The 19823-nt window shown below is 71.7% G+C and carries 23 protein-coding genes and 1 riboswitch; of the genes, 16 read left to right on the plus strand and 7 right to left on the minus strand.

Features of this window, described 5'->3' with window-relative positions:
- Window positions 1–30: 30 nt before the first annotated feature.
- Together BY998_RS05065 and BY998_RS05070 are read right to left on the minus strand one after the other, a co-directional pair.
- Entirely contained in the window at window positions 31–1011 is a 981-nt protein-coding gene (locus BY998_RS05065; RefSeq protein ID WP_110350528.1) for a sulfurtransferase, read from the minus strand.
- Window positions 1012–1475: 464 nt separating this feature from the next.
- Window positions 1476–2360, minus strand: a complete 885-nt coding sequence (locus tag BY998_RS05070) for an alpha/beta hydrolase (RefSeq protein WP_110350529.1) — start codon at window positions 2358–2360, stop codon at window positions 1476–1478.
- Window positions 2361–2566: 206 nt separating this feature from the next.
- Between BY998_RS05070 and BY998_RS05075 the strand changes: the two genes are divergently transcribed.
- On the plus strand, window positions 2567–3013 hold the full coding sequence (locus BY998_RS05075; RefSeq protein WP_110350530.1) for a hypothetical protein: 447 nt from the start codon (window positions 2567–2569) through the stop codon (window positions 3011–3013).
- Here the strand turns inward: BY998_RS05075 and BY998_RS05080 are convergent, their stop codons facing one another.
- Window positions 3014–3247, minus strand: a complete 234-nt coding sequence (locus BY998_RS05080; RefSeq protein ID WP_110350531.1) for a hypothetical protein — start codon at window positions 3245–3247, stop codon at window positions 3014–3016. It lies immediately after the preceding gene.
- A 185-nt stretch (window positions 3248–3432) separates the two neighbouring features.
- Here BY998_RS05080 and fae point away from each other — a divergent pair, with 185 nt between their 5' ends.
- Window positions 3433–3972, plus strand: coding sequence for a formaldehyde-activating enzyme (gene fae / locus BY998_RS05085; RefSeq protein WP_110350532.1), 540 nt, complete (start codon window positions 3433–3435; stop codon window positions 3970–3972).
- Window positions 3973–3994: 22 nt separating this feature from the next.
- Here fae and BY998_RS05090 read toward each other — a convergent pair whose 3' ends face one another.
- The 4 genes from BY998_RS05090 to cobU form a co-directional block, all read right to left on the minus strand.
- On the minus strand, window positions 3995–4372 hold the full coding sequence (locus BY998_RS05090; RefSeq protein ID WP_110350533.1) for a helix-turn-helix domain-containing protein: 378 nt from the start codon (window positions 4370–4372) through the stop codon (window positions 3995–3997).
- Between the two features lie 9 nt (window positions 4373–4381).
- Window positions 4382–4684, minus strand: a complete 303-nt coding sequence (locus tag BY998_RS05095) for a type II toxin-antitoxin system HigB family toxin (protein ID WP_110350534.1) — start codon at window positions 4682–4684, stop codon at window positions 4382–4384.
- A gap of 298 nt (window positions 4685–4982) precedes the next feature.
- Complete coding sequence (gene cobO / locus BY998_RS05100) at window positions 4983–5585, minus strand: cob(I)yrinic acid a,c-diamide adenosyltransferase (protein ID WP_110350535.1); 603 nt, start codon at window positions 5583–5585, stop codon at window positions 4983–4985.
- Window positions 5585–6115 (minus strand): bifunctional adenosylcobinamide kinase/adenosylcobinamide-phosphate guanylyltransferase, encoded by a 531-nt coding sequence (gene cobU / locus BY998_RS05105; protein ID WP_181425432.1) that lies wholly within the window; start codon window positions 6113–6115, stop codon window positions 5585–5587. The genes cobO and cobU overlap by 1 nt, the downstream gene beginning before the upstream one ends.
- An 81-nt stretch (window positions 6116–6196) precedes the next feature.
- On the opposite strand from cobU, the gene BY998_RS05110 reads away from it, so the two are divergent.
- The 14 genes from BY998_RS05110 (at window position 6197) to BY998_RS05175 (ending at window position 19795) form a co-directional block, all read left to right on the plus strand.
- A complete protein-coding gene (locus tag BY998_RS05110; RefSeq protein ID WP_110350537.1) occupies window positions 6197–6688 on the plus strand; it encodes a helix-turn-helix domain-containing protein in 492 nt (163 codons plus the stop codon).
- A complete protein-coding gene (locus BY998_RS05115; protein WP_110350538.1) occupies window positions 6675–7097 on the plus strand; it encodes a DUF1772 domain-containing protein in 423 nt (140 codons plus the stop codon). The genes BY998_RS05110 and BY998_RS05115 overlap by 14 nt, the downstream gene beginning before the upstream one ends.
- A gap of 55 nt (window positions 7098–7152) precedes the next feature.
- Window positions 7153–7354, plus strand: a riboswitch (cobalamin riboswitch).
- A gap of 40 nt (window positions 7355–7394) precedes the next feature.
- Window positions 7395–7577: a CbtB domain-containing protein gene (locus tag BY998_RS05120; RefSeq protein WP_110350539.1), complete on the plus strand. Its 183-nt coding sequence runs from the start codon at window positions 7395–7397 to the stop codon at window positions 7575–7577.
- Between the two features lie 25 nt (window positions 7578–7602).
- Window positions 7603–8370, plus strand: a complete 768-nt coding sequence (locus BY998_RS05125; RefSeq protein WP_110350540.1) for a CbtA family protein — start codon at window positions 7603–7605, stop codon at window positions 8368–8370.
- On the plus strand, window positions 8363–8782 hold the full coding sequence (locus BY998_RS05130; RefSeq protein ID WP_110350541.1) for a DUF1636 domain-containing protein: 420 nt from the start codon (window positions 8363–8365) through the stop codon (window positions 8780–8782). Before BY998_RS05125 ends, BY998_RS05130 begins: the two co-directional genes overlap by 8 nt.
- Window positions 8779–9813, plus strand: coding sequence for a cobalamin biosynthesis protein CobW (gene cobW / locus BY998_RS05135; protein WP_110350542.1), 1035 nt, complete (start codon window positions 8779–8781; stop codon window positions 9811–9813). Before BY998_RS05130 ends, cobW begins: the two co-directional genes overlap by 4 nt.
- On the plus strand, window positions 9810–10724 hold the full coding sequence (locus BY998_RS05140) for a DUF4349 domain-containing protein (protein WP_110350543.1): 915 nt from the start codon (window positions 9810–9812) through the stop codon (window positions 10722–10724). Before cobW ends, BY998_RS05140 begins: the two co-directional genes overlap by 4 nt.
- A gap of 13 nt (window positions 10725–10737) precedes the next feature.
- Complete coding sequence (gene cobN, locus BY998_RS05145; RefSeq protein WP_110350544.1) at window positions 10738–14247, plus strand: cobaltochelatase subunit CobN; 3510 nt, start codon at window positions 10738–10740, stop codon at window positions 14245–14247.
- Window positions 14244–15551: a precorrin-3B synthase gene (gene cobG, locus BY998_RS05150; protein ID WP_110350545.1), complete on the plus strand. Its 1308-nt coding sequence runs from the start codon at window positions 14244–14246 to the stop codon at window positions 15549–15551. Before cobN ends, cobG begins: the two co-directional genes overlap by 4 nt.
- Window positions 15548–16180: a precorrin-8X methylmutase gene (locus BY998_RS05155; protein WP_110350546.1), complete on the plus strand. Its 633-nt coding sequence runs from the start codon at window positions 15548–15550 to the stop codon at window positions 16178–16180. The genes cobG and BY998_RS05155 overlap by 4 nt, the downstream gene beginning before the upstream one ends.
- Window positions 16180–16977, plus strand: coding sequence for a precorrin-2 C(20)-methyltransferase (locus BY998_RS05160; protein WP_110350547.1), 798 nt, complete (start codon window positions 16180–16182; stop codon window positions 16975–16977). Before BY998_RS05155 ends, BY998_RS05160 begins: the two co-directional genes overlap by 1 nt.
- Window positions 16974–17729: a precorrin-3B C(17)-methyltransferase gene (gene cobJ, locus BY998_RS05165; RefSeq protein WP_110350548.1), complete on the plus strand. Its 756-nt coding sequence runs from the start codon at window positions 16974–16976 to the stop codon at window positions 17727–17729. Before BY998_RS05160 ends, cobJ begins: the two co-directional genes overlap by 4 nt.
- A 415-nt stretch (window positions 17730–18144) precedes the next feature.
- The gene (locus BY998_RS05170; protein WP_110350549.1) at window positions 18145–18567 is read left to right on the plus strand and encodes a hypothetical protein; all 423 of its coding nucleotides are present in this window, start codon (window positions 18145–18147) and stop codon (window positions 18565–18567) included.
- A complete protein-coding gene (locus BY998_RS05175) occupies window positions 18530–19795 on the plus strand; it encodes a terminase family protein (RefSeq protein ID WP_110350644.1) in 1266 nt (421 codons plus the stop codon). The genes BY998_RS05170 and BY998_RS05175 overlap by 38 nt, the downstream gene beginning before the upstream one ends.
- Window positions 19796–19823: the final 28 nt, after the last annotated feature.

Consider the following 19823-nt stretch of genomic DNA (forward strand, 5'->3'; position numbering starts at 1 on the left):
GAGGCAGCACCTCTCCCGGATGGCTCCCGGTCACTTGCCGCCCCAGACGGTGCCGGCGAGGTTGACCACCGGCACGCCCACCGCGTTGCCGTACTCGGTCCAGGAGCCGTCGTAGTTGCGCGCGTCGTAGCCGAGGATGCGGCTCAGCACGAACCAGGAATGGCTGGAGCGCTCGCCGATGCGGCAGGAGGTGATGATCGGCTTCGAGCCGTCGATCCCGGCCGCCGCGTAGAGGGCCTTCAGCTCCTCCTTCGACTTGAGGGTGCCGTCCGGATTCACCGCCTTGGCCCAAGGGATGTTGACCGAGCCGGGGATGTGGCCGGCGCGGATCGCGAGTTCCTGAATGCCGGCCGGGGCGATGACCTTACCGCTGAACTCGTCGGGGGAGCGGATGTCGAGGATCTGCTCGTCGCGCTCCTTCTTGGCCACCGCCAGCACGTCCGCGAAGCGGGCGCGCAGCTTCGGCGAGGGCGCCTGTGCCGTGAAGCTCGACGGCGCGACCTCGGCGGTCCGGGTGTCGAGGGGACGCTTCTCGGCCTCCCACTTCTTGCGGCCACCGTCGAGCAGCTTGACGTTGTCGACGAGACCGTACTGGGCGAGCACCCAGGCGCCCCAGGCGGCGAACCAGTTGTTGTTGTCGCCGTAGAGCACCACGGTGGTGTCCCGGTCGAGGCCGAGGCGGCGGGCGAGTGCGGTGAACTTCTCCGGTCCGGCGATGTCGCGGCTCACGGTCTCGACGAGATCGGTGTGCCACGCGACGTTCTGGGCGCCCGGGATGTGGCCGCGCTCGAACACGCCCGGCTCGACGCTGACCTCGACGATCCGGAGGTTCTTGGCATCGAGGTTCTTCTCCAGCCACTCGGTCGAGACGAGGGGGCTCTCCTGCGTCGCGCCCGGCTTGGTCGCGCCGTCCTTGAGCTGCTTGGAGGCCGGGTCCGGCGCGGCGGACAGCCCCGTCGGTGCGAGGAGGCCCGCGGCGATGGCGAGCAGGAGGGCGGATTTGCGCAGCACGGGACAGGCTCCGGATTGGCGGCCGAGGTCGTCCGGAGCCGCGAAAGCTCCGGGGAGACGTATTCAGGAAGGTTGGGGCAGGTCCGCCGTCGCTTTCGCTCGCCGGAAATCAGTCCTGTTCGGGAGACTGTTCCGGATCGGCGCCGTCGAGGCCGGACCGCACCTCAATGTCGCCGTGCCGGACGCGCCGGGTCAACGGAATAATGATCCGTTTATTTCGTGCTGGCGGTGGGATCGCTCCCGCCACTGCCGCTCCAACATGAAGGATTATCTTGGGCTTTCGAACGTGTTGCTGCTTTCGAGCGAACTCGGCCGATGCACCTCTATGGTGCGGACCTGGCCCGGCATCGCGAGGCAGAGCCGAGGCAATCCAGGGCGTTGCCCGGCACGGTCGCGCCGCCGGATCGCTCCGCTGACGCTCGCGATGACGAGAGCGAGGCGACGCGGATCGAACGAGAGCCGTGTCAGTCCCCGATCCGCTCGAAGAAATCCGCGATCATCTTCGCTGCGGCGTCCGGCTGCTCCCGGTGCGGAAAGTGTCCGGCACCCTCGAACGGGGCGAGGTCGAGATCGGAGAAGGTGTCGCCGAGGCGGTCGGTCCAGGCGTAGGGGAAGAGCGGGTCCCGCGTGCCCCAGCGGATGCCCGTCGGCACCGCGATCGGCGGCAGGGCCGGCGCTTCGCCCCGCAGCATGGCGAGCCGGCTCTCCTGCTGGCTCAGGTACCAGTTGAAGCCGCCCTGCAGGTTTCCGGGTGCCAGGAAGTTGTCGGTGAAGGCCTCCAGCACGTCGTCGAAGGCGGCCGGGTTGCCGCCGGCCCAGTGGCGCAGGAAGTGTCCGATATAGGCGCGGCAGCTCGCACGGCTGGCGCCGACCACGTCCGCCGCGAAGGGCTTGAGGTGGAAGGACTGGTACCAGATCTCGGCCAGCATCTCCGGCCGGGCGAGCCGCGGGCCGATGCCGAGATAGGGGCAATCGAAGAAGAACAGGCCGGTGAGCCGATCCGGGGCCGAGCGCCCGAGCGCTTGGCCGACGGAGGCGCCAACATCGTGGCCGACGAGGCCCGCCCGCTCGATCCCGAGGGCGTTCAGAAGGCCCAGGATGTCGGCGGCGTGAACCTCGGGGCCGGCTTGGTCGGACGGGCCGGGATCGGGCTTCTCGCTGGCGCCGAAGCCGCGAAGGTCCGGTGCGATCAGGCTGAAGCGGTCGGCGAGGCGGTGCATCACCGGCTCCCAGGTCAGCCAGAATTCCGGCCAGCCGTGCAGCAGCACCAGGGGCCGGCCGCTCCCGGCCTGGGCGAAGTGCAGCTGCACGCCGTTCGTGCTCACGCTCTCGTGCCGGATCTCCGCCATCGCCCTCGCCCCCGTCGCTGCGCCGCCGGGGCAACGCGGCGGCCCCGGTGGGCCGTTCCGGGGCGACGATGACGAGGTCGTGCGGAGCCGCCACCGCGAAACCACGGCGGCGACAAGTTCGGGCGCGCGGCTTGACCGGGCAAGCTCAGCTGTTTCAATGCGCCCGATCCTGCCGTTCGCGGGGGAAGGCGCGCATGAGGCGGCAGATGGCGACGACAGTTCGGCGACTCGCGCTCCCGCTCGCGCTGGGCGCCGGCCTCTCCGTCTCGGGCTGCACCGGCTTCGGCTACATCTCCCAGACCTACGTCAGCCAAGTGCCGCAGGTCGTCACGATCGGCTGCAACGAGCCCTACGAGATCTACGACAACCGCCAGCGCCGCCGGGTTCTGGTGGTCTCGAACGCCCTGCGCGAGGTGACGGGCTGCGACGTCGGCAAGGTCGGCGCGGGACGCCCGCCCGCCGAGACCCGGGCCGCGCGCTTCCGCACGGCGGCGCGCACCTATCTCGACGAGACCGTGCGCGAGGATTGCAAGATCACCGGCGAGACCGTGTTCAGCGACCTGCAGACCGAGTTCGCCTATGCCTGCGACGCGCCGGTCGAGCCCCGCGGCACGCAGGTGCCGCGCCTGCCGGGACGACGCCTGCAGCGCTGATCAAGGCTCCGGGGGACCCACGAAGGTCCGCTCCGTGGCGTCGCCCGCCGCGGCCAGCAGCGCCCGGGCGAAGGCGCGGGCCTCCCCCCGGTCGAGGCTGAGGATCGCGGTGACCGGGCGGCCGCCGAGATCGGGCAGGGCCAGTTCCAGGCGCACGCCCTCGCCCTCCGCCCGGGCGGACAGGCTCCAGTCCCGCTCGGCCCCCGATGCCCTGCCTGTGCCGGGCTCGCTCATCGCCTCGATCCTCGCTGGTCCCGTTCGCCCCTGACATGGACGGTTTTGCCGCCGCAGACCAGGGGCGCAGCCCGGACAGGACTGCGTGGACGGGCGATTGACGGGCGCGACCAGGGATGATGTCTGCGCGCCAGCCGCCCGCAGGGTGGAAATCTCTTCCAACACAACGAACGGGGACGAGGAACATGTCCGAGATCTGGTTCCGCACCGGGGAGGCGACGGTGCTCGCCGCCGAGGGGCAATTCACCGACGCGATGCCGGAGGTGCTGATCGGCTCCACCCGCGGCCCCGTGGGCCACGCCTTCGCCGGCATGCTCGGCCAGGTGCAGGGCCATACCCGCATGTTCGTGGTGCGCGACCTCAACCAACTCGTGCGCCCGTCCACGATCATGACCACCAAGGTCACGATCCACACGGCCGAGTACGCCGAGCTGCTCGGCGGCGTGGTTCAGGCGGCCACCGGCGACGCGATCGTCGATTGCGTGATCGAGGGCATCCTGCCCAAGGACGGCCTCGACGAGCTCTGCATGATCATCACGATCTGGCTCGACGAGCGCTGCGGCAAGGACGAGAACCTCGACCGCAAGGATCTCTACCGCACCAACTACGAGGCGACGAAGCTCGCCATCGGCCGGGCGATGCGCGGCGAGCCGACGATCGACGAGCTGATCGCCAACCGCAAGACGGTGAAGCACTACGCGCTCGAAGACATCATCGAGTACTGATGATTTCGCGATGGGGCGCGGCTCAGGCCGCGTCCCGTTCGAGGCGGTAAGGCTTCGCCAGGGTCGCGATCGGCAGGCTCCACGCCTCTGCGATCTTCCGAATCTGCTCCAGATTGAGCGGACGCTTGCGATTGAGAATCTCGGAGGCGCGCGAGCGTGAGCCGAGAAGCTCGGCCAACTCGACCTGCGAGCGTCCCATCTCGCCGATGGCGAACTGGAGGATCTCGACGGGATCGCTCTCCGGTACCGGATGATGCGCCCGCTCGTAGGCCTCCACGAGCGTGGCCAGCACGTCGAGCGTGTCGCCCTCGGGCGTCCCCGCCGGGGCGCCCCAAAGCCGGTCGATTTCCTGCAACGCCTGGGTCAGGTCGGCTTCCGTGCGGATCGGATGGATGTTCATGGCGGGCTCCTAGAACTGCGAGATCGTGCAAGCGTCCACGGCGTCGTGCTCCTCATGCGTGCCGAGGAATTTCACGAAGGCGATCTGCCGTTCGAAGTCGAGCGCGACGATCAGCCGGTGGCGACCACCGCCGACCGGAAATCGCACGCGATCGGCGTTGAGCACCTTCGCTTTCGGGAAGGCGGCCTGCAGCTCCGACATCGAACCGAAGGACGCCTCCTTCACGATGGCGTGCCAGTGTGTGAGCGACGATTTCGCGTCCGCATGGCGGGCAGCGTAGCCCCGCAGGGTGCTGAACGCGATGATCCTCATGCCTTGGGTCCGCCGGCCGTCCCATGCAGTCTCCGTTTTGATTCCTTCGGAAACTTTTCGTCATGGCGAGGCGGAGCCGAAGCCATCCAGAACTCCGCACGAGCCAGAGAGATCGGGCGACTGGATTGCCTCGCTGACACTCGCAACGACGAACCGAAGTTGAAGCCGAGGAGATCGATCGACGGCTGTATCATGGACCATCTAACATGTTCCCATTTAGGGAACAAGGAAATCGTCTGTCATCCGTGATGCGGTTCACCCGGATGGCATTGCCGAGGACGGGTGATGCCCGCGCCGCTCAAAACTCGATCCCCTCCTGCGCCTTCACCCCCGCCGAAAAGTGGTGCTTCACGCTGCCCATCTCGGTGACGAGGTCGGCGGCCTCGATCAGCGCCGGCTTGGCGTTGCGGCCGGTCACCACGACGTGGAGGTCCGGCCGGCGCGCCTGCAAGTCGGCGACGACCGCCTCGACGTCGAGGTAATCGTAGCGCAGCGCGATGTTCAGCTCGTCGAGGACGAGGAGGCGGATGCTCTCATCTGCCATCAGCGCGCGCGCGGTCTCCCAGGCATTGGCGCAGGCGGCGATGTCGCGGGCCTTGTCCTGCGTCTCCCAGGTGAAGCCCTCGCCGAGCGCCTTCCAGACGATCTGCTCGCCGAAGCTCTTCAGGGCGCGGGCCTCGCCCGTGTCCCAGGCGCCCTTGATGAACTGCACCACGCCGACCCGGTGTCCGCGCCCGAGCATGCGCAGCACGAGGCCGAGCGCGGCCGTGGTCTTGCCCTTGCCGGGGCCGGTATGGACGATGAGCAGGCCCTTCTCGATTTTCTTCGAGGCGACCTCGGCGTCCTGCACCGCCTTGCGCTTGGCCATCTTTTCGCGGTGGCGCGTATCGTCTTCGGTCATCAAGGATTCTCGCGTGAGGGTTTGACCGTCAGCGGCAGGCCGGCGACGGTGAGCACGACCCGGTCGGCGTCCCGAGCGAGGCGCTGGTGCAGCCGCCCGGCCGCGTCGCGGAAACGGCGGGCGAGCGCATTGTCGGGCACGATGCCGAGGCCGACCTCGTTGGCGACCAGAACGAGCGGGCCCGGCGCCCCGGCGCAGGCTTGCGCCAGCGCCTCCGTGGCCGCCTCGAGGTCGGCTTCCGCCAAGAGCAGGTTGGTGAGCCAGAGCGTCAGGCAATCGACCAGGACCGGCCCGGTTGCGGCGGCCACCGCCTCGGGCAGCGCCGTCGGCACGTCGAGAGTGTGCCAGGAGCCTGAGCGCCGCGCCCGGTGCTCGCCGATACGGGCGCGCATCTCGTCGTCCCAGGCCTGGGCGGTCGCAATGTAGAGCCAAGGGGCAGGGCAGGCCTCGATCAGCCGCTCGGCATAGGCGCTCTTGCCCGAGCGCGCCCCGCCGAGCACCAGGGTCATCCGGGGAGCGGCCTGAAGCATCCGCACCCTTTGCCTCAGGCGCCGCCAGCGCGTCAAAGCCGTTCTGTTGACAGCATGATGTCAAATTGTCAGTATGTTGTCATGATGCGTTCGGATCACGCGGCTGCGGAAGCCGTGACGGCCCTGGTGCTGGAGATCTTCCGGTCCAGCGGCGCGCTGCTGGCCGCCGGCGACCGGCTGGTGGGCGATCTCGGCCTCTCCAGCGCCCGCTGGCAGGTTCTGGGCGCCGTTGCGCTCGCCGCTCAGCCGCTGCCGGTTGCCCGCATCGCCCGCGACATGGGCATGACGCGCCAAGGGGTGCAGCGGACGGTCAACGAGCTGGCGAATGCCGGCCTCGTGAGCTTCGCGGACAATCCCCACCACTTGCGCGCCCGCCTCGTTCTTCTCACGCCCGCGGGCCAGGATGCCTACGCGGCGGCAGCGGCGCGGCAGAGCCCATGGGCAACCGCGCTCGCCCGCGGTCTCGACCCTGCGGCGCTCGATGCGGCCCGTAGCCTCGTGCGGACCGTCGGCGAGCGGGCCGGCGAACGCAGGAGCGGCGAACAACCGGGAGACCACGATGCTGATCGGTGAACTCGCCCTCGTCGCGGCGGCGGCCTTTGCTGGTGCCGCGCTCTATGTCGGCTTTGTGGAGCATCCGGCCCGGCTGGTCCTCGACCCGGCTTCCCAATTGCGGCAATGGCGCCCGAGCTACCGGCGCGCGACCCGGATGCAGGGCGGCTTGGCGCTGGCCGCCACCGCGCTCGGCCTGCTCGCCTGGGCGCGTACGGGCGATCCGCGATGGGGGCTCGGGGCGGGGCTCGCGCTCGTCAACTGGCCCTACACGATGCTGGCGATCATGCCGACCAACCGCACCCTGCTGGCCGCATCGGGGAGCGATCCGGTCGTGGAGCCGCTGATGCAACGCTGGATCCGCCTGCACGCGGTCCGCAGCGGGCTCGGTCTCGCGGCAGTTGCGGCCTTCCTCTGGGCCTTGCGGTGATCGCGTCCGCTCGGTCGACCGGCGCCGGACACGTTGTGCCTCCGTCCGCATCAGGCTATGACCGCTCGGTGACGGTGCCCCGGCGACGGGGTGAAAAGGGAATGCGGTGAGAGGTTTTCTCGAAAACCTCGATTCCGTGGCTGCCCCCGCAACTGTAAGCGGCGAGTTCCTGCCACGAGCCACCGGGTGATCCGGGAAGGCGGCAGGCGCGATCGCAGCCGCGAGCCAGGAGACCTGCCGTCCGGTGCGAATTTGTTCTCGAATGCCGCCGGTGGGGCGGCCGGAGCCCGTGACCCGATGACGACTGCGACCCTTCAGACCTCGGCCACCGCCACCCGTTCCGCCGAGGGCGCCCGTGCGCTCCTCGTGGCCGCCTTCCTCGGCCTCGGTCTCGTCTTCGTGGCGGGCTTCGCCCCGGCCTCGGTGCTGCACAACGCGGCGCACGACTTCCGTCACGCGCAGAACTTCCCCTGCCACTGATCGCGGCGCCCGCAAGGCTCGCATCATGATCACACGGTTGTTGTCGGCGGCGCTCGTCGCCGGCTTTCTCGCGTCCGTCGTCGCGACGGGCCTGCAACTCGCCCTGACCTCTCCGCTGATCCTCCAGGCGGAGACCTACGAGGGCGGGGGCGCGCACTCTGCCGTCGCCCCCTCCGCCGCCGTCACCTTCGCCTCCCTGATCGTGCCGGCCCACGCCCCGTCCCAGCACAGCCACGGCGGACACGACCACGGCCAGGCCGACGAATGGCAGCCCGCCCCGGGCCTCCAGCGCATGGCCTTCACCGGCCTCGCCACGCTGGTCGGCGGTGTCGGCTACGCGCTGCTGCTCGCCGCGGTGATGCTGGCGCTGCGCCGTGAACCGAACCCGCGCAACGGGCTCGTCGTCGGTGTCGCCGGCTTCCTCGCGGTGGCGTTGGCGCCCGCCATCGGGCTGCCGCCGGAATTGCCCGGCATGGGCGCCGCGCCGTTGGTGCTGCGCCAGTTCTGGTGGCTGATGACGGTGGTCGCCACCGGCCTCGGCCTCTACCTGATCGCCGTGCGCCGGGTGCCGCTGACGATCCTGGGCGGCCTCGTCCTGATCGTCGTGCCGCATCTCGTCGGAGCGCCGCAATCGCTCGACACGGTCTCGTCGCAGGTGCCGCCGGCGACGGCCGCGCAGTTCGCCGCGCGCTCGCTCGCCATCGGCTTCGTGTTCTGGGCGGTGATCGGGCTCGCCTATGGCTGGGCCTGGGGGCTGTTCGGCCGCGCGGCGGGCGCCCGCCGCCATGCCTGACGCCGCGTACGAGCCCGACACCGCGACCCTGTCGGTCTGCCTCACCTGCCGCGCGGCCGGCGATCCGGCCGAGCCGCGGGCCGGGGCGAGGCTCCTGGCAGCCCTGCGCGCCGAGGCCGAACGGACGCCCGTGCCGGGCCTGCGGATCGAGGGCGCCGAGTGCCTCTCGGTCTGCAAGCGGCCCTGCACCGTGGCGGTCGCCTCGGCCAACCGCTGGACCTACGTCTGGGGCGATTTCGACGCCCTGGAAGACCCGGAAACCTCTGCCCGCACCATCCTGGCGGGCCTCCGGCGCTACCTTGAGACCCCCGACGGCCTCGTGCCCTGGCGCGAGCGCCCCGAAGCCTTCCGCAAGGGCGTCGTCGCCCGCATCCCGCCGCTGACGGCGGCACGAGGGGAGACCCCGGCATGAGCCTCCTGCAAAAGATCCCCTGCACCATCGTCACCGGCTTCCTCGGAGCCGGTAAGACGACGCTGGTGCGCCACACCGTCGAGAACGCCCGCGGGCGGCGGCTGGCGATCATCGTCAACGAGTTCGGCGATCTCGGCTTCGACGGCTCGTTCCTCGCCGCCTGCGGCATCGAGGGCTGCAACGAGGATTCGGTCGTGGAGCTGCCCAACGGCTGCATCTGCTGCACCGTGGCCGACGACTTCGTGCCGGCGCTGACCAAGCTGCTCGACCGGCCCGAGCCGCCGGAGCACATCCTGATCGAGACCTCCGGCCTCGCATTGCCCAAGCCCCTGGTCCAGGCTTTCCAGTGGCCGGCGATCCGCTCGCGGGTCACCGTGGACGGCGTGGTCGCGGTGGTGGACGGCCCGGCGGTGGCCTCCGGCCTGTTCGCCGACGACCCGGACGCGCTCGCCAACCAGCGTGCCGCCGACAGTTCCGTCGATCACGACAACCCCCTCGAAGAGGTGTTCGAGGACCAGATCCTCTGCGCCGACCTCGTGGTGCTCAACAAGTCCGACCTCCTCGACGCGGCGGGCCGCGACAAGGTCCGGGCCGACATCCAGGCGCACCTGCCCCGCGCCGTCGAGATCGTCGAGACCGAGCACGGCCGGCTCGACCCGCGGGTGCTTCTCGGGATCGCGGCGGCGGCCGAGGACGATCTCGATGCGCGCCCCTCGCATCACGGCGAGGGCGAGGATCACGACCACGACGACTTCGAATCCGTGGCGATCCCCGTCGGCGTCGCCGGCAGCCCGGAAGACCTCGCCGCGCGCGTGGAGAAGGCCGCCGAGACCGAGGGCGTTCTCCGCATCAAGGGCTTCGTCGAGGTGAAGGGCAAGCCCATGCGCCTGGTGGTGCAGGGCGTGGGCCGGCGCGTCGCCTCCCATTACGACCGTCCCTGGAACGGCTCTGAGCCCCGCGACGGCCGCCTCGTCGTCATCGGCCTGAAGGGCTTCGACCAGGACGCGGTCGCCGCCGCCCTGCGCGGATGAGCCGGAACGAGGCCGGGCATCGGCGCTCGGGGGCAGGCGCGAGAAACGTCGCGCTCGCTCTCCTGCCCGTCTGCGCTCTTCTTGCGGGCTGTTCCGACAGGGAGCGCGAGCCGGCTGACGCGGCCGCGCCCGCGCCCTTCGTCTCTCCGGCACGCCAGGGGGAGGCGGCCAGGAACGCGGATAGGAACGCGGCGAAGCTCGCCTACCGCCACGACCTCACCGTCGGCCTCGCGCCCGAGCGCGTGGCGCCCCATTTCGCCGCCGCCCGCGACCGCTGCCTCGGCGAGGCGGATTGTCGGCTGATGCTATCCTCGATCCGGGACGGCGGCGGCACGAGCCAGCCGCAGGCCCAGGTGCAGGTGCGCCTGCCGCACGCGGCGGTGGCCGGCTACGTCGCCTTCGTCACCGCCCCGTTGCCGGGCGAGGCGGCGGGCGACGTCGCACTGATCGAGCAGGCGACGCGGGCCGAGGATCTCACCGCCGCCATCGCCGATACCGGCCGGCGGCTGACCCAGCTCACCGACTACCGCGACCGCCTCACCGCCCTCTCGCAGAAGCCGGACAACCGGGCAGAGGATCTGATCAAGATCGCGGGCGAGCTGGCGGAGGTCCAGAGCCAGATCGAGGAGGCGGAGGGCAGGCGCCGCGGCCTCGACGAGCGCGTGGACACCGAGATCGTCACCGTGAACTTCCGCACGACCCGGGCCCGGGCCGGGGCCTTCGCCCCGGTGCAGGAGGTCTGGGCGCGCAGCGGCCCCATCCTCGGCGAGAGCGCCGCCTCCGCCCTGCGCTTCACCGTCGCGAGCCTGCCCTGGCTGCCTCTCGTTCTTTTTGCCGCCTTGCTCCTGCGGCTTGTCTGGCGCATCCGGCGCAGGCGGGCCGAACCGGCCCGCACCCGCTCGGAGCCGTGAGGGGGCACGCGCCATGCACCTGATCCGCCTCGATACGGTCTCCCTCGACGAGGGCGAGGCGGCGGTCGATCTCGGCCAGAGCCCCGGCGAGATCGTTTTTCTGTCGTTTACCGATACCGACCTCGCGGCCGTCGCCCGCGCGCATGCGGCCGAGCCGGGCCTGCCCTCGCTGCGCCTCGCCAAGTTGGCGCAGCTGCGCCACCCGATGTCGGTCGATCTCTACGTCGATGCGGTGATCGCCCGGGCCAAGGTCTGCGTGATCCGCTGCCTGGGCGGGCTCGATTACTGGCGCTACGGCATCGAGCGCGCCGCGGCGGCCGCCCGGGCACAGGGCGTGCGGCTGGCGGTGCTGCCCGGCGACGACCGGCCGGACCCGCGCCTCGACGCCTTCTCGACCCTGCCGCCGCAGACCTGCGCGGATCTCGACGCCTATTTCCGCGCGGGCGGGCCGGACAACCTCAGGAACCTGCTGCGCCGTCTCGCAGCGGAGGCCGGCGGTGCCTTCGAGGCCGAGCCGCCCAGGGCGCTTTCGCGCGCCTTCGCCTGGTGCCCCGGCTGCGGGCCGGTCTCGCTGGAAGCGGCGATGCAGGCCGCCGGACCGGGACCGCTGGCGCTGCTGCTCGTCTACCGCTCGGCGGTGCTCTCGGGCGAGACCGCCCCCGCCGTGCATCTCGCCGCGGCGCTTGCCGAGCGCGGCGTCGCGAGCCTGACGCTCGCCGTGTCGAGCCTGAAGGATCCGGAGGCCGTGGCGACCCTGCGCGCGGCGCTGGCCCTGCGCCGACCCGACATGGTGCTCGCGGCCACCGCCTTCTCCGCCCGCGACGATGCCGGCTTCGTGCTCGACGCCGCCGATTGCCCGGTGATCCAGGCCTACACGATCGGCGCCCCGCGCGACGCCTGGACGGCTTCGGGCCGCGGCATGAACGCGGCTGACCTTGCCATGCAGGTGGCACTGCCGGAATTCGATGGGCGTCTGTCCGGTTTCCCGATCTCCTTCAAGGAGGAGGCCGAGGCGGTCGAGGGTTTCTCCGAGCGCCGGGCCGTTCCCGATCCCGCCGGCATCGCCGCCCTGGCGGAGCGCGCCGCGGCCTGGATCGCTCTGCGGCGCAGGCCCCGCGAACAGCGCCGGCTCGCGCTGGTGCTCTCCGATTACCCCGCCCGCGGCGGCCGGGCCGGTTACGCCGTCGGCCTCGACACGCCCGAGAGCGCCCGCGCCATCGCGGCCGACCTCGCGGCGGCGGGTTTTGCCGCGGGCGAGTTGCCGGAGGCGAGCGCGCTGATGGCGGCACTGACGGAGGGCGAGGCGGGTTTCTCGGTGTCGCTCGCCGAGTACGCGGCGTGGTGCGAGGGGCTTCCGGAGGCGCGGCAGCAGGAACTGAGCGAACGCTGGGGCGCCCCGGAGGCCGACCCGCTCTGCCGCGACGGCGCGTTCCGCTTCCGGATGGTGCAGGCCGGCGCCCCGTACATCCCCTCTCCCCGCACGCGGGGAGAGGGTCGCGACGACCCCGTCGTCGGCGCGACGAGCGGCAGCGAGGGGGCGCTTCGGCCTGCGTCTCCATCAGAAACGCTCCCTCACCCCCGGCTGCCGCCTCGCTTCGACGATAGGGGCGCCAAAACCCTCTCCCCGCATGCGGGGAGAGAGGACGTGTTCGATCTCGCGCGCGAACTCGGCGGCAGCCTCACCCTCTTCCTCCAGCCCGACCGGGGCCGGTCGGCGGACCGCAAGGCCGGCTACCACGACCCCGACGAGCCCCCGACCCACGCCTATCTCGCGTTCTACCTGGGCCTTCGGACGCGCTTCGACGCGCTGATCCATCTCGGCACCCACGGCACCACCGAGTGGCTGCCCGGCAAGGCGGTGGCGCTGTCGCCGGATTGCTGGCCGGCGCGGTCGGTCGGGGCGCTGCCGGTGATCTATCCGTTCATCGTCGACGATCCGGGCGAGGCGGCACCCCTGAAGCGCCGGCTGGGCGGGGTGGCGCTCGGCCATCTCACGCCGACCGTCGAGGCGGCCGGGCTGACGCCCGAGGCCGCGGCCTTGCGTGAGCTCGTGGAGGAATATTCCGCGGCCAGCGTGCTCGATCCGCGCCGGGCCGGGCTGATCGCCGAGGCGATCCTCGACGAGGCGGCCTCGGCCGGGCTGCTGGAAGGGGCGGGAATCGGCGCCGACACGCCGATGGCGGATGCGCTCACTGCCCTCGACGCGCATCTGTGCGACCTCGGCGAAACCTCGATCCGCGACGGTCTGCACGTGTTCGGCCGCGCGGCCGCAGACGCGGCCGAGGCGGTTCGGGCGAGTGCGCAGGCCGAGCGCGCCGCGCTGGTCGTCGCCCTCGACGGCCGCTTCGTCGCGCCGGGCCCTGCCGGCTCGCCCTCGCGCGGGCGCGCCGACGTGATGCCCACGGGCCGCAACCTGACGACGCTCGATCCCCGCGCCCTGCCGACCCGCGCCGCGGCGATGCTCGGCAGCCGGGCCGCCGACGCGGTGGTGCGCCGCTACCTGCAGGACGAGGGCGAGTACCCCGCGCGCATCGTCATGGACCTGTGGGCCTCGCCGACTTTGCGCACCGGCGGCGAGGACGTGGCGCATGCCCTCGCGCTGATGGGCGTGCGCCCGGTCTGGGACCACGCCTCGACCCGCGTCACCGGCTTCGAGGTGCTGCCGCTGGCCCTGCTCGACCGGCCGCGCATCGACGTGACCTGCCGCGTCTCCGGCGCCTTTCGCGATACGTTTCCGGACACGCTGGCGCTGCTCGACCGCGCCGCCCGCGCCGTCGCCGCCCGCGAGGAGGAGGACGAGGAGAACCCGCTCGCCGCCGCCCGGCGCCGGGGCGAATCCGCTGCCCGCATCTACGGCGCGGCGCCCGGCCGGTACGGCGCGGGCGCGGCCGAGACGGCGCTCGACGGCGCCTGGGAGGCCCGCGCCGATCTGGGCCAAGCCTATCTCGCCGCCACCACCCACGCCTACGGCGACGCGGAGGGCGCGGATACGGGCTTTGCCGCCCGCGTCGCGGCGGCGGACGCCTACGTCCACGCCTTCGACGTGGCCGAGCGCGACCTGCTCGACGGCGACGCGGCCGCCGACGCAATGGGGGGATTCTTTTCGGCGGCCGCCTCGGAGGGGAGGGCGCCCGCACTCTACAGCCTCGACGTGTCGAACCCGGAGGCGCCCCGCACCCGCACGGCCCGCGAGGATGTCGCCCGGCTGATCCGGGGTCGACTGGGCCATCCGCGCTGGATCGCGGCCCAGCTCCGCCACGGCTATCGCGGTGCCCAGGAATTCGCTCAAGGCATCGACGCGGTCTTCGTGCTCGCCGCCGCGACCGATGCCGTCGCCAGCGCCGATCTCGACCGGCTCTACGGCGCCTGGATCGCCGACCCGGAGACCTTCGAGGCCCTGCGCGCGGCCAACCCTCAGGCGACCCGCGCCATCCTCGAACGCTTCGACGAACTGCGCGCCCGCGGCCTCTGGCAGAGTCGCCGTAACGCCGCGCCCGCCGACGCGATGCTGGCCGCCGAATGAGCGCCCGCCGCACCCTGCCCGAGGGCGCCCGCCGGGGCTGGTGCCCCTCGCTCGCCCGGCCGATGCCGACGGGTGACGGATTGCTGGCCCGGGTCCACCCGCCGCTCGGAGCCTTGAGCGCGGCGCAGATGCGGGCCGTCGCCGCCGGCGCACGGGCACACGGCAACGGCCATATCGACGTGACCGCCCGCGGCAACCTCCAGATCCGCGGCGTGAGCGAGGCCAGCGCACCCCGGCTCGCCTGCGCGCTGGCGCAAGCCGGCCTCGGCGACACACGCGACGACGGCGGCCCGCAGCGCCTGACGCTGACCGCGCCGCTCGCCGGTCTGGACCCGGGCGAGCGCATCGACGTGCCCGCGCTCGCCCGCGCGGTGGAGGCCGCGGCTTGCGCCGTCATGGGCCTGCCCGCCAAGACGCTGGTGGCGATCGACGGCGGCGGCGCCTTCGGCCTCGGCGCGGTCGAGGCCGACCTGTTCCTCTTCGCCGAGGGGCCGGGCGAGGTCGCGGTCGGGCTTGCGGGCGAGGCCGGTCCACTGCGCTGCGGTGTGCTGCCGGAGCGGCGGGTGGCGGGCGCGCTCGGCCTGGCGCTGATCGCCTTCGCCGGAACCGGGCGGCGCCGGATGCGCGACCTCGACGCGCGGGAGCGTGCCATGGTCGCCGCCGCGGCCGGCTTCTATCCCTTCGAGCCGACGCCGCTCACCGCAGCCGCCGACCCCGCTCCGCCGGGACTCGTCGCCCTGTCGGACACGACGTCCGCGCTCCTCGTGCAAGCGCCGTTCGGCCGCTGCACCGCCGACCGGCTGGACCGCCTCGCCGCGCTCGCCGGACCGGACGGCGCGCGGCTGAGCCCGGAGCGCGGGTTCGCCCTGCTCGCCCCCCGCGAGAGCCTGACGGCGCTCTCGGCCGAACTGGCGCAGGCCGGCTTCATCGTGGCGCCGGACGATCCGCGCCGGGCGGTCGCCGCCTGTCCCGGCGCGCCGGCCTGCCGCTCCGGCACCACCCCGGTGCCCGACCACGCCGCCCGGCTGGCCCAGGCGCTGGCGCCGCTCGCCGGACTCGGCACCGCGGCCAGCGTGCACGTCTCCGGCTGCGCCAAGGGCTGTGCTCATCCCGGCCCCGCCGACCTGACGCTGGTCGGCCGCGACGGTGCCTACGACGTGGTGCTCGCCGGCCCGGCTTCGGGCAAGCCGGCAACGCGTCTCGCTTTCGAGGCGGCGCTGGACCGGATAAGGAAGGCTGCGGCGGCCGGGCTTTCCCCGCCGGATCCGATGTTCTCGCAAGTGTTTCAGGACGACGTGAGATGAGTGCGCGCCACGACTACATCCGCGACGGCGGCGCCATCTACGCGCGCTCCTTCGCGATGATCCGCGCCGAATCCGATCTCGCCCGCTGGTCCGGTGCGGCCGAGCGGGTGGTGGTGCGGATGATCCACGCCTGCGGCATGACCGACCTGCCGCGCGAGGTCGAAATGTCCGAGGATTTCGCCGCGGCCGGAGAGGCGGCCCTGAAGGCCGGCGCGCCGATCCTGTGCGACGTCCGCATGGTCGCCGACGGCGTCACCCGCGCGCGCCTTCCCGCGAAGAACGAGGTGGTCTGCACCCTGGGCGATCCGCGCGTCCCCGGCCTCGCCGCCGAACTGGGCACCACCCGCTCCGCGGCCGCGATGGAGTTGTGGCGCGCGCACCTGCCGGGCAGCGTCGTCGCGGTCGGCAACGCGCCCACCGCCCTGTTCCGCCTGCTCGAATTGCTGGACGAGGGCGTGGCGCCTCCGGCGGCGGTGATCGGCATCCCCGTCGGCTTCGTGGGCGCGGCCGAATCCAAGGATGCGCTGGCGCGCGACGGGCGGGTGCCCTTCGTCGTGGTCCATGGCCGCCGCGGCGGCAGCGCCATGACGGCGGCTGCCGTCAACGCGCTTGCGAACGAGATCGAGTGATGGAGGGGAGCGTGCGCATCGACGCCCCGGTCGACACGACGGACGGCGCGGGCGAGATCCCCGTGACCGCGAAGACCGGTACGCTCTACGGCGTCGGCATGGGGCCGGGCGATCCCGATTTCCTCACCGTGAAAGCGATGCGGGTGCTGGAGCACGCCCCCGTGCTCGTCCACTTCTGCAAGCGGGGCAAGCGCGGCAACGCCCGCACCATCGCCGACGCCGTGATGTGCGATCCGACCCGCGAATTCCCGCTCGCCTACCCCTACACCACCGAGCTTCACCCCGATCACCCGGATTACGTGGCGGCGCTGGCCGGCTTCTACGACGAGGCGGCGGGCCGGCTCGCCGACCATCTCGGGGCAGGGCGCGATGTGGCGATCCTGTCGGAGGGCGACCCCTTCTTCTACGGCTCGTTCATGCATCTGTGGCGGCGGCTGAAGGACCGCTTCCCCGTCGAGGTGATCCCCGGCGTCACCGGCATGTCGGGCTGCTGGACCCGGGCGGGCACGCCGATCACCTGGGGGGACGACGTGCTCACGATCCTGCCGGCCACGTTGCCGCGCGCCGCACTCGTGGAACGGCTGAAGGGAACGGACGCGGCCGTCATCATGAAGCTCGGCCGGCACCTGCCGAAGGTGCGCGGCGTGCTCGCCGAGACCGGCTTCCTCGCCCGCGCCGTCTACGTGGAGCGCGGCACCATGGCGGGCGAGCGCGTCGTGGCGCTGGCCGACAAAGCGGACGACGACGCGCCCTACTTCTCCATGGTGCTGGTGCCCGGCGAGGGTCGTCGTCCGTGAACGGGAGCGTCACGGTCATCGGTCTCGGGCCGGGGGACCCGCGCCTGCTCACCGAATCGGCCCGCGCGGCACTCGACCGGGCGCAGGATCTGATCGGCTACATCCCCTACGTCGCCCGCGTGCCCGAGCGCGAAGGTCTGACCCGGCACGCCAGCGACAACCGCGTCGAAGTGGACCGCGCCCGCCACGCGTTGGAACTCGCGGTCTCGGGTCGCCATGTCGCGGTGGTGTCGGGGGGCGATCCTGGCGTGTTCGCCATGGCCGCTGCCCTTTTCGAGGCGGTCGAGCACGGCCCGGCGCCTTGGCGCGAACTTGACATCCGGGTCGAGCCCGGCATCACCGCCATGCTTGCCGCGGCCGCCCGCCTCGGCGCGCCGCTCGGGGGGGACTTCTGCGCGATCTCGCTCTCGGACAACCTCAAACCCTGGGAGGTCGTGACCGCACGGCTGGACGCCGTGCTGCGTGCCGGCCTCAGCGTCGCGCTCTACAACCCGATCTCCTCGGCCCGGCCCTGGCAGCTCGGCCGAGCACTGGCGCTCGCCGCCGAGATCCTTCCCCTCGCCACGCCCGTCATCTTCGCCCGGGCCGTCACCCGGCCCGACGAGACGTTGCGGGTGCTGACGCTGGACGAGGCCCGTACCGCGCCGGCCGACATGGCGACCATGGTCATCATCGGCGCGGTGACGACCCGTCTGATTGCTCGCGAGGGCCGGCTGCCCTTCGTCTACACGCCGCGAAGCGTGACGCCGTAAGCGCATCGCCGCGACCCCGCGCATCTCCTCAAGCTTCAATCTCCGCTCGAAGACAGTTTCACGGGATGGTCGGCCTCTAGAAGACCCCGAAGAACCAGAGCAAAAGAATGATCGGAAGAGGAATGCCGATCAGCCAGAGAAGTCCACCTTTGAGCATCGTGCTATCTCCTGCGGGGTGGAGGCGGTGAGGCGCGCTCCTCCATTTTAATACCTGCGACGCCCGTTTTGCGTTCCTTATTTCTATAAAAATTATGGCCGCGCTCGTCCGCAGATGGGCGTCGCGCGCCTGCGCTCAGCGCAAGGCCTGTGACCTCATTCCTTAATGGCCGCGCATAATAGGAATATATGGTTGACAGCGCGACGCTCGTCGGGTAGAGAAAGGGCACGCTCAAGAAGTGTGGATGGAGACACCGCGATGGCGCGCAGCTCCGAGCCACCTCCTGAGCCGGTGGCGGGCGCGCCGGCCAAGCCTCTTCCGAAAAGAACCCGCAAGCGTGCGGCCGATCCCGGGAGAGTACGGGCGCGGCTGCTGACGCATATCGAACGGCAGATCGAGCGCTTCGATGCGGCGCTCGACGGCGATCCTCCTCCGGGGTTCGACTCTGGAAGAGTGCTGCGCGATCTCGGCGGCTTGAAGAATTTGCTCGACGACATGACGGCAACGGATCGGGCCGTGCACGGGGGAGGGACGGGGGATGCTGGAGGCCGTCCCCTGTCCGTCGCCGACCTCGTGGCGATGCGCGCGGATATCGCGTGCCGCTATGCTGCATTCGCGGCGGCAGCGCCGGACGACGGCCTTCCTGAACCGGCTCTCCCCGAAGCATCTCCGCCTGCTTGAGACCGACTGGCTGCACCGGGCGCGCGAGGATCAGCTTCCGCCGCCGGAGCCTTGGACGACCTGGGCGGTGATCGGCGGGCGCGGCTCCGGCAAGACCCGCACGGGGGCCGAATGGGTGCGCGGCCTCGCCATCGGCGATCCGGTCTTTTCGAGCGAGCCGGTCGGCCGCATCGCGCTGGTCGGCGAAACCTTCGCCGACGTGCGCGATGTGATGATCGACGGACCCTCGGGCCTGCTCTCTCTGCCGCGGCTCGGTGGCGCTCGGCCGGTCTGGCAGTCGTCGCGGCGACGGGTCGTGTTCGAGAACGGCGCCGTCGCTTTAGCATTCTCGGCCGAGGAACCGGATTCCCTGCGCGGTCCCCAGTTCGGCGCGGCCTGGTCCGACGAGGTGGCCAAGTGGCGCAAGGCGGAGACCGCCTACGACATGATCCAATTCGGGCTGCGGCTCGGCGACCGGCCGCGCGGTCTCGTCACCACGACGCCGCGGCCGGTGCCGCTGATCCGGCGCCTGCTCGCCGACCCGCGTACGGTCGTCACACGCTCGCGCACCGCCGACAATGCGGACAACCTCGCGCCCCGCTTTCTCGAGGAGGTGGTCGGCCGCTACGCCGGCACCCGCCTGGGGCGCCAGGAACTGGACGGGGAGCTGATCGAGGACCGGGCCGACGCGCTCTGGACCCGCGATATCATCGAGCGCGCTCGGGTCGCCGCGGCACCGGCGCTGCAGCGCATCGTCGTGGCCGTCGATCCGCCGGCCTCGTCGCGGGCCGGAGCGGATGCCTGCGGGATCGTCGCAGCGGGCCTTGTCGCGGACGGAACGGCCTACGTCCTGGCCGATGCGACTCTGGAACGCGCATCGCCCGCCGCCTGGGCACAGGCGGCTCTCGCCCTCTACCACCGCCTCGACGCCGACGCGCTGGTGGCGGAGGTGAATCAGGGCGGTGAGATGGTCGTCGCCGTGCTTGCGGAGGCCGATCCGAGCGTGCCGGTCGTGTCCGTGCGGGCGACGCGAGGGAAGATGCTGCGGGCCGAGCCGGTCTCCCTGCTCTACGCGCGAGATCGCGTCCGCCATGCCGGAGTGTTTCCGGCGCTGGAGGACGAGATGTGTGCCTTCGGGCCCGGGGGATTGCCGGGCGGCGGTTCACCGGATCGGCTCGATGCCCTGGTCTGGGCGCTTACGCACCTGTTGTTGTCGCCGACGACAGAGCCCCGCATCCGCCGGCTGTGACGGTCGGCGCGGTTAATTTCACGTGAAA

Source organism: Methylobacterium sp. B4, from assembly GCF_003201865.1.
Lineage (GTDB): Bacteria > Pseudomonadota > Alphaproteobacteria > Rhizobiales > Beijerinckiaceae > Methylobacterium.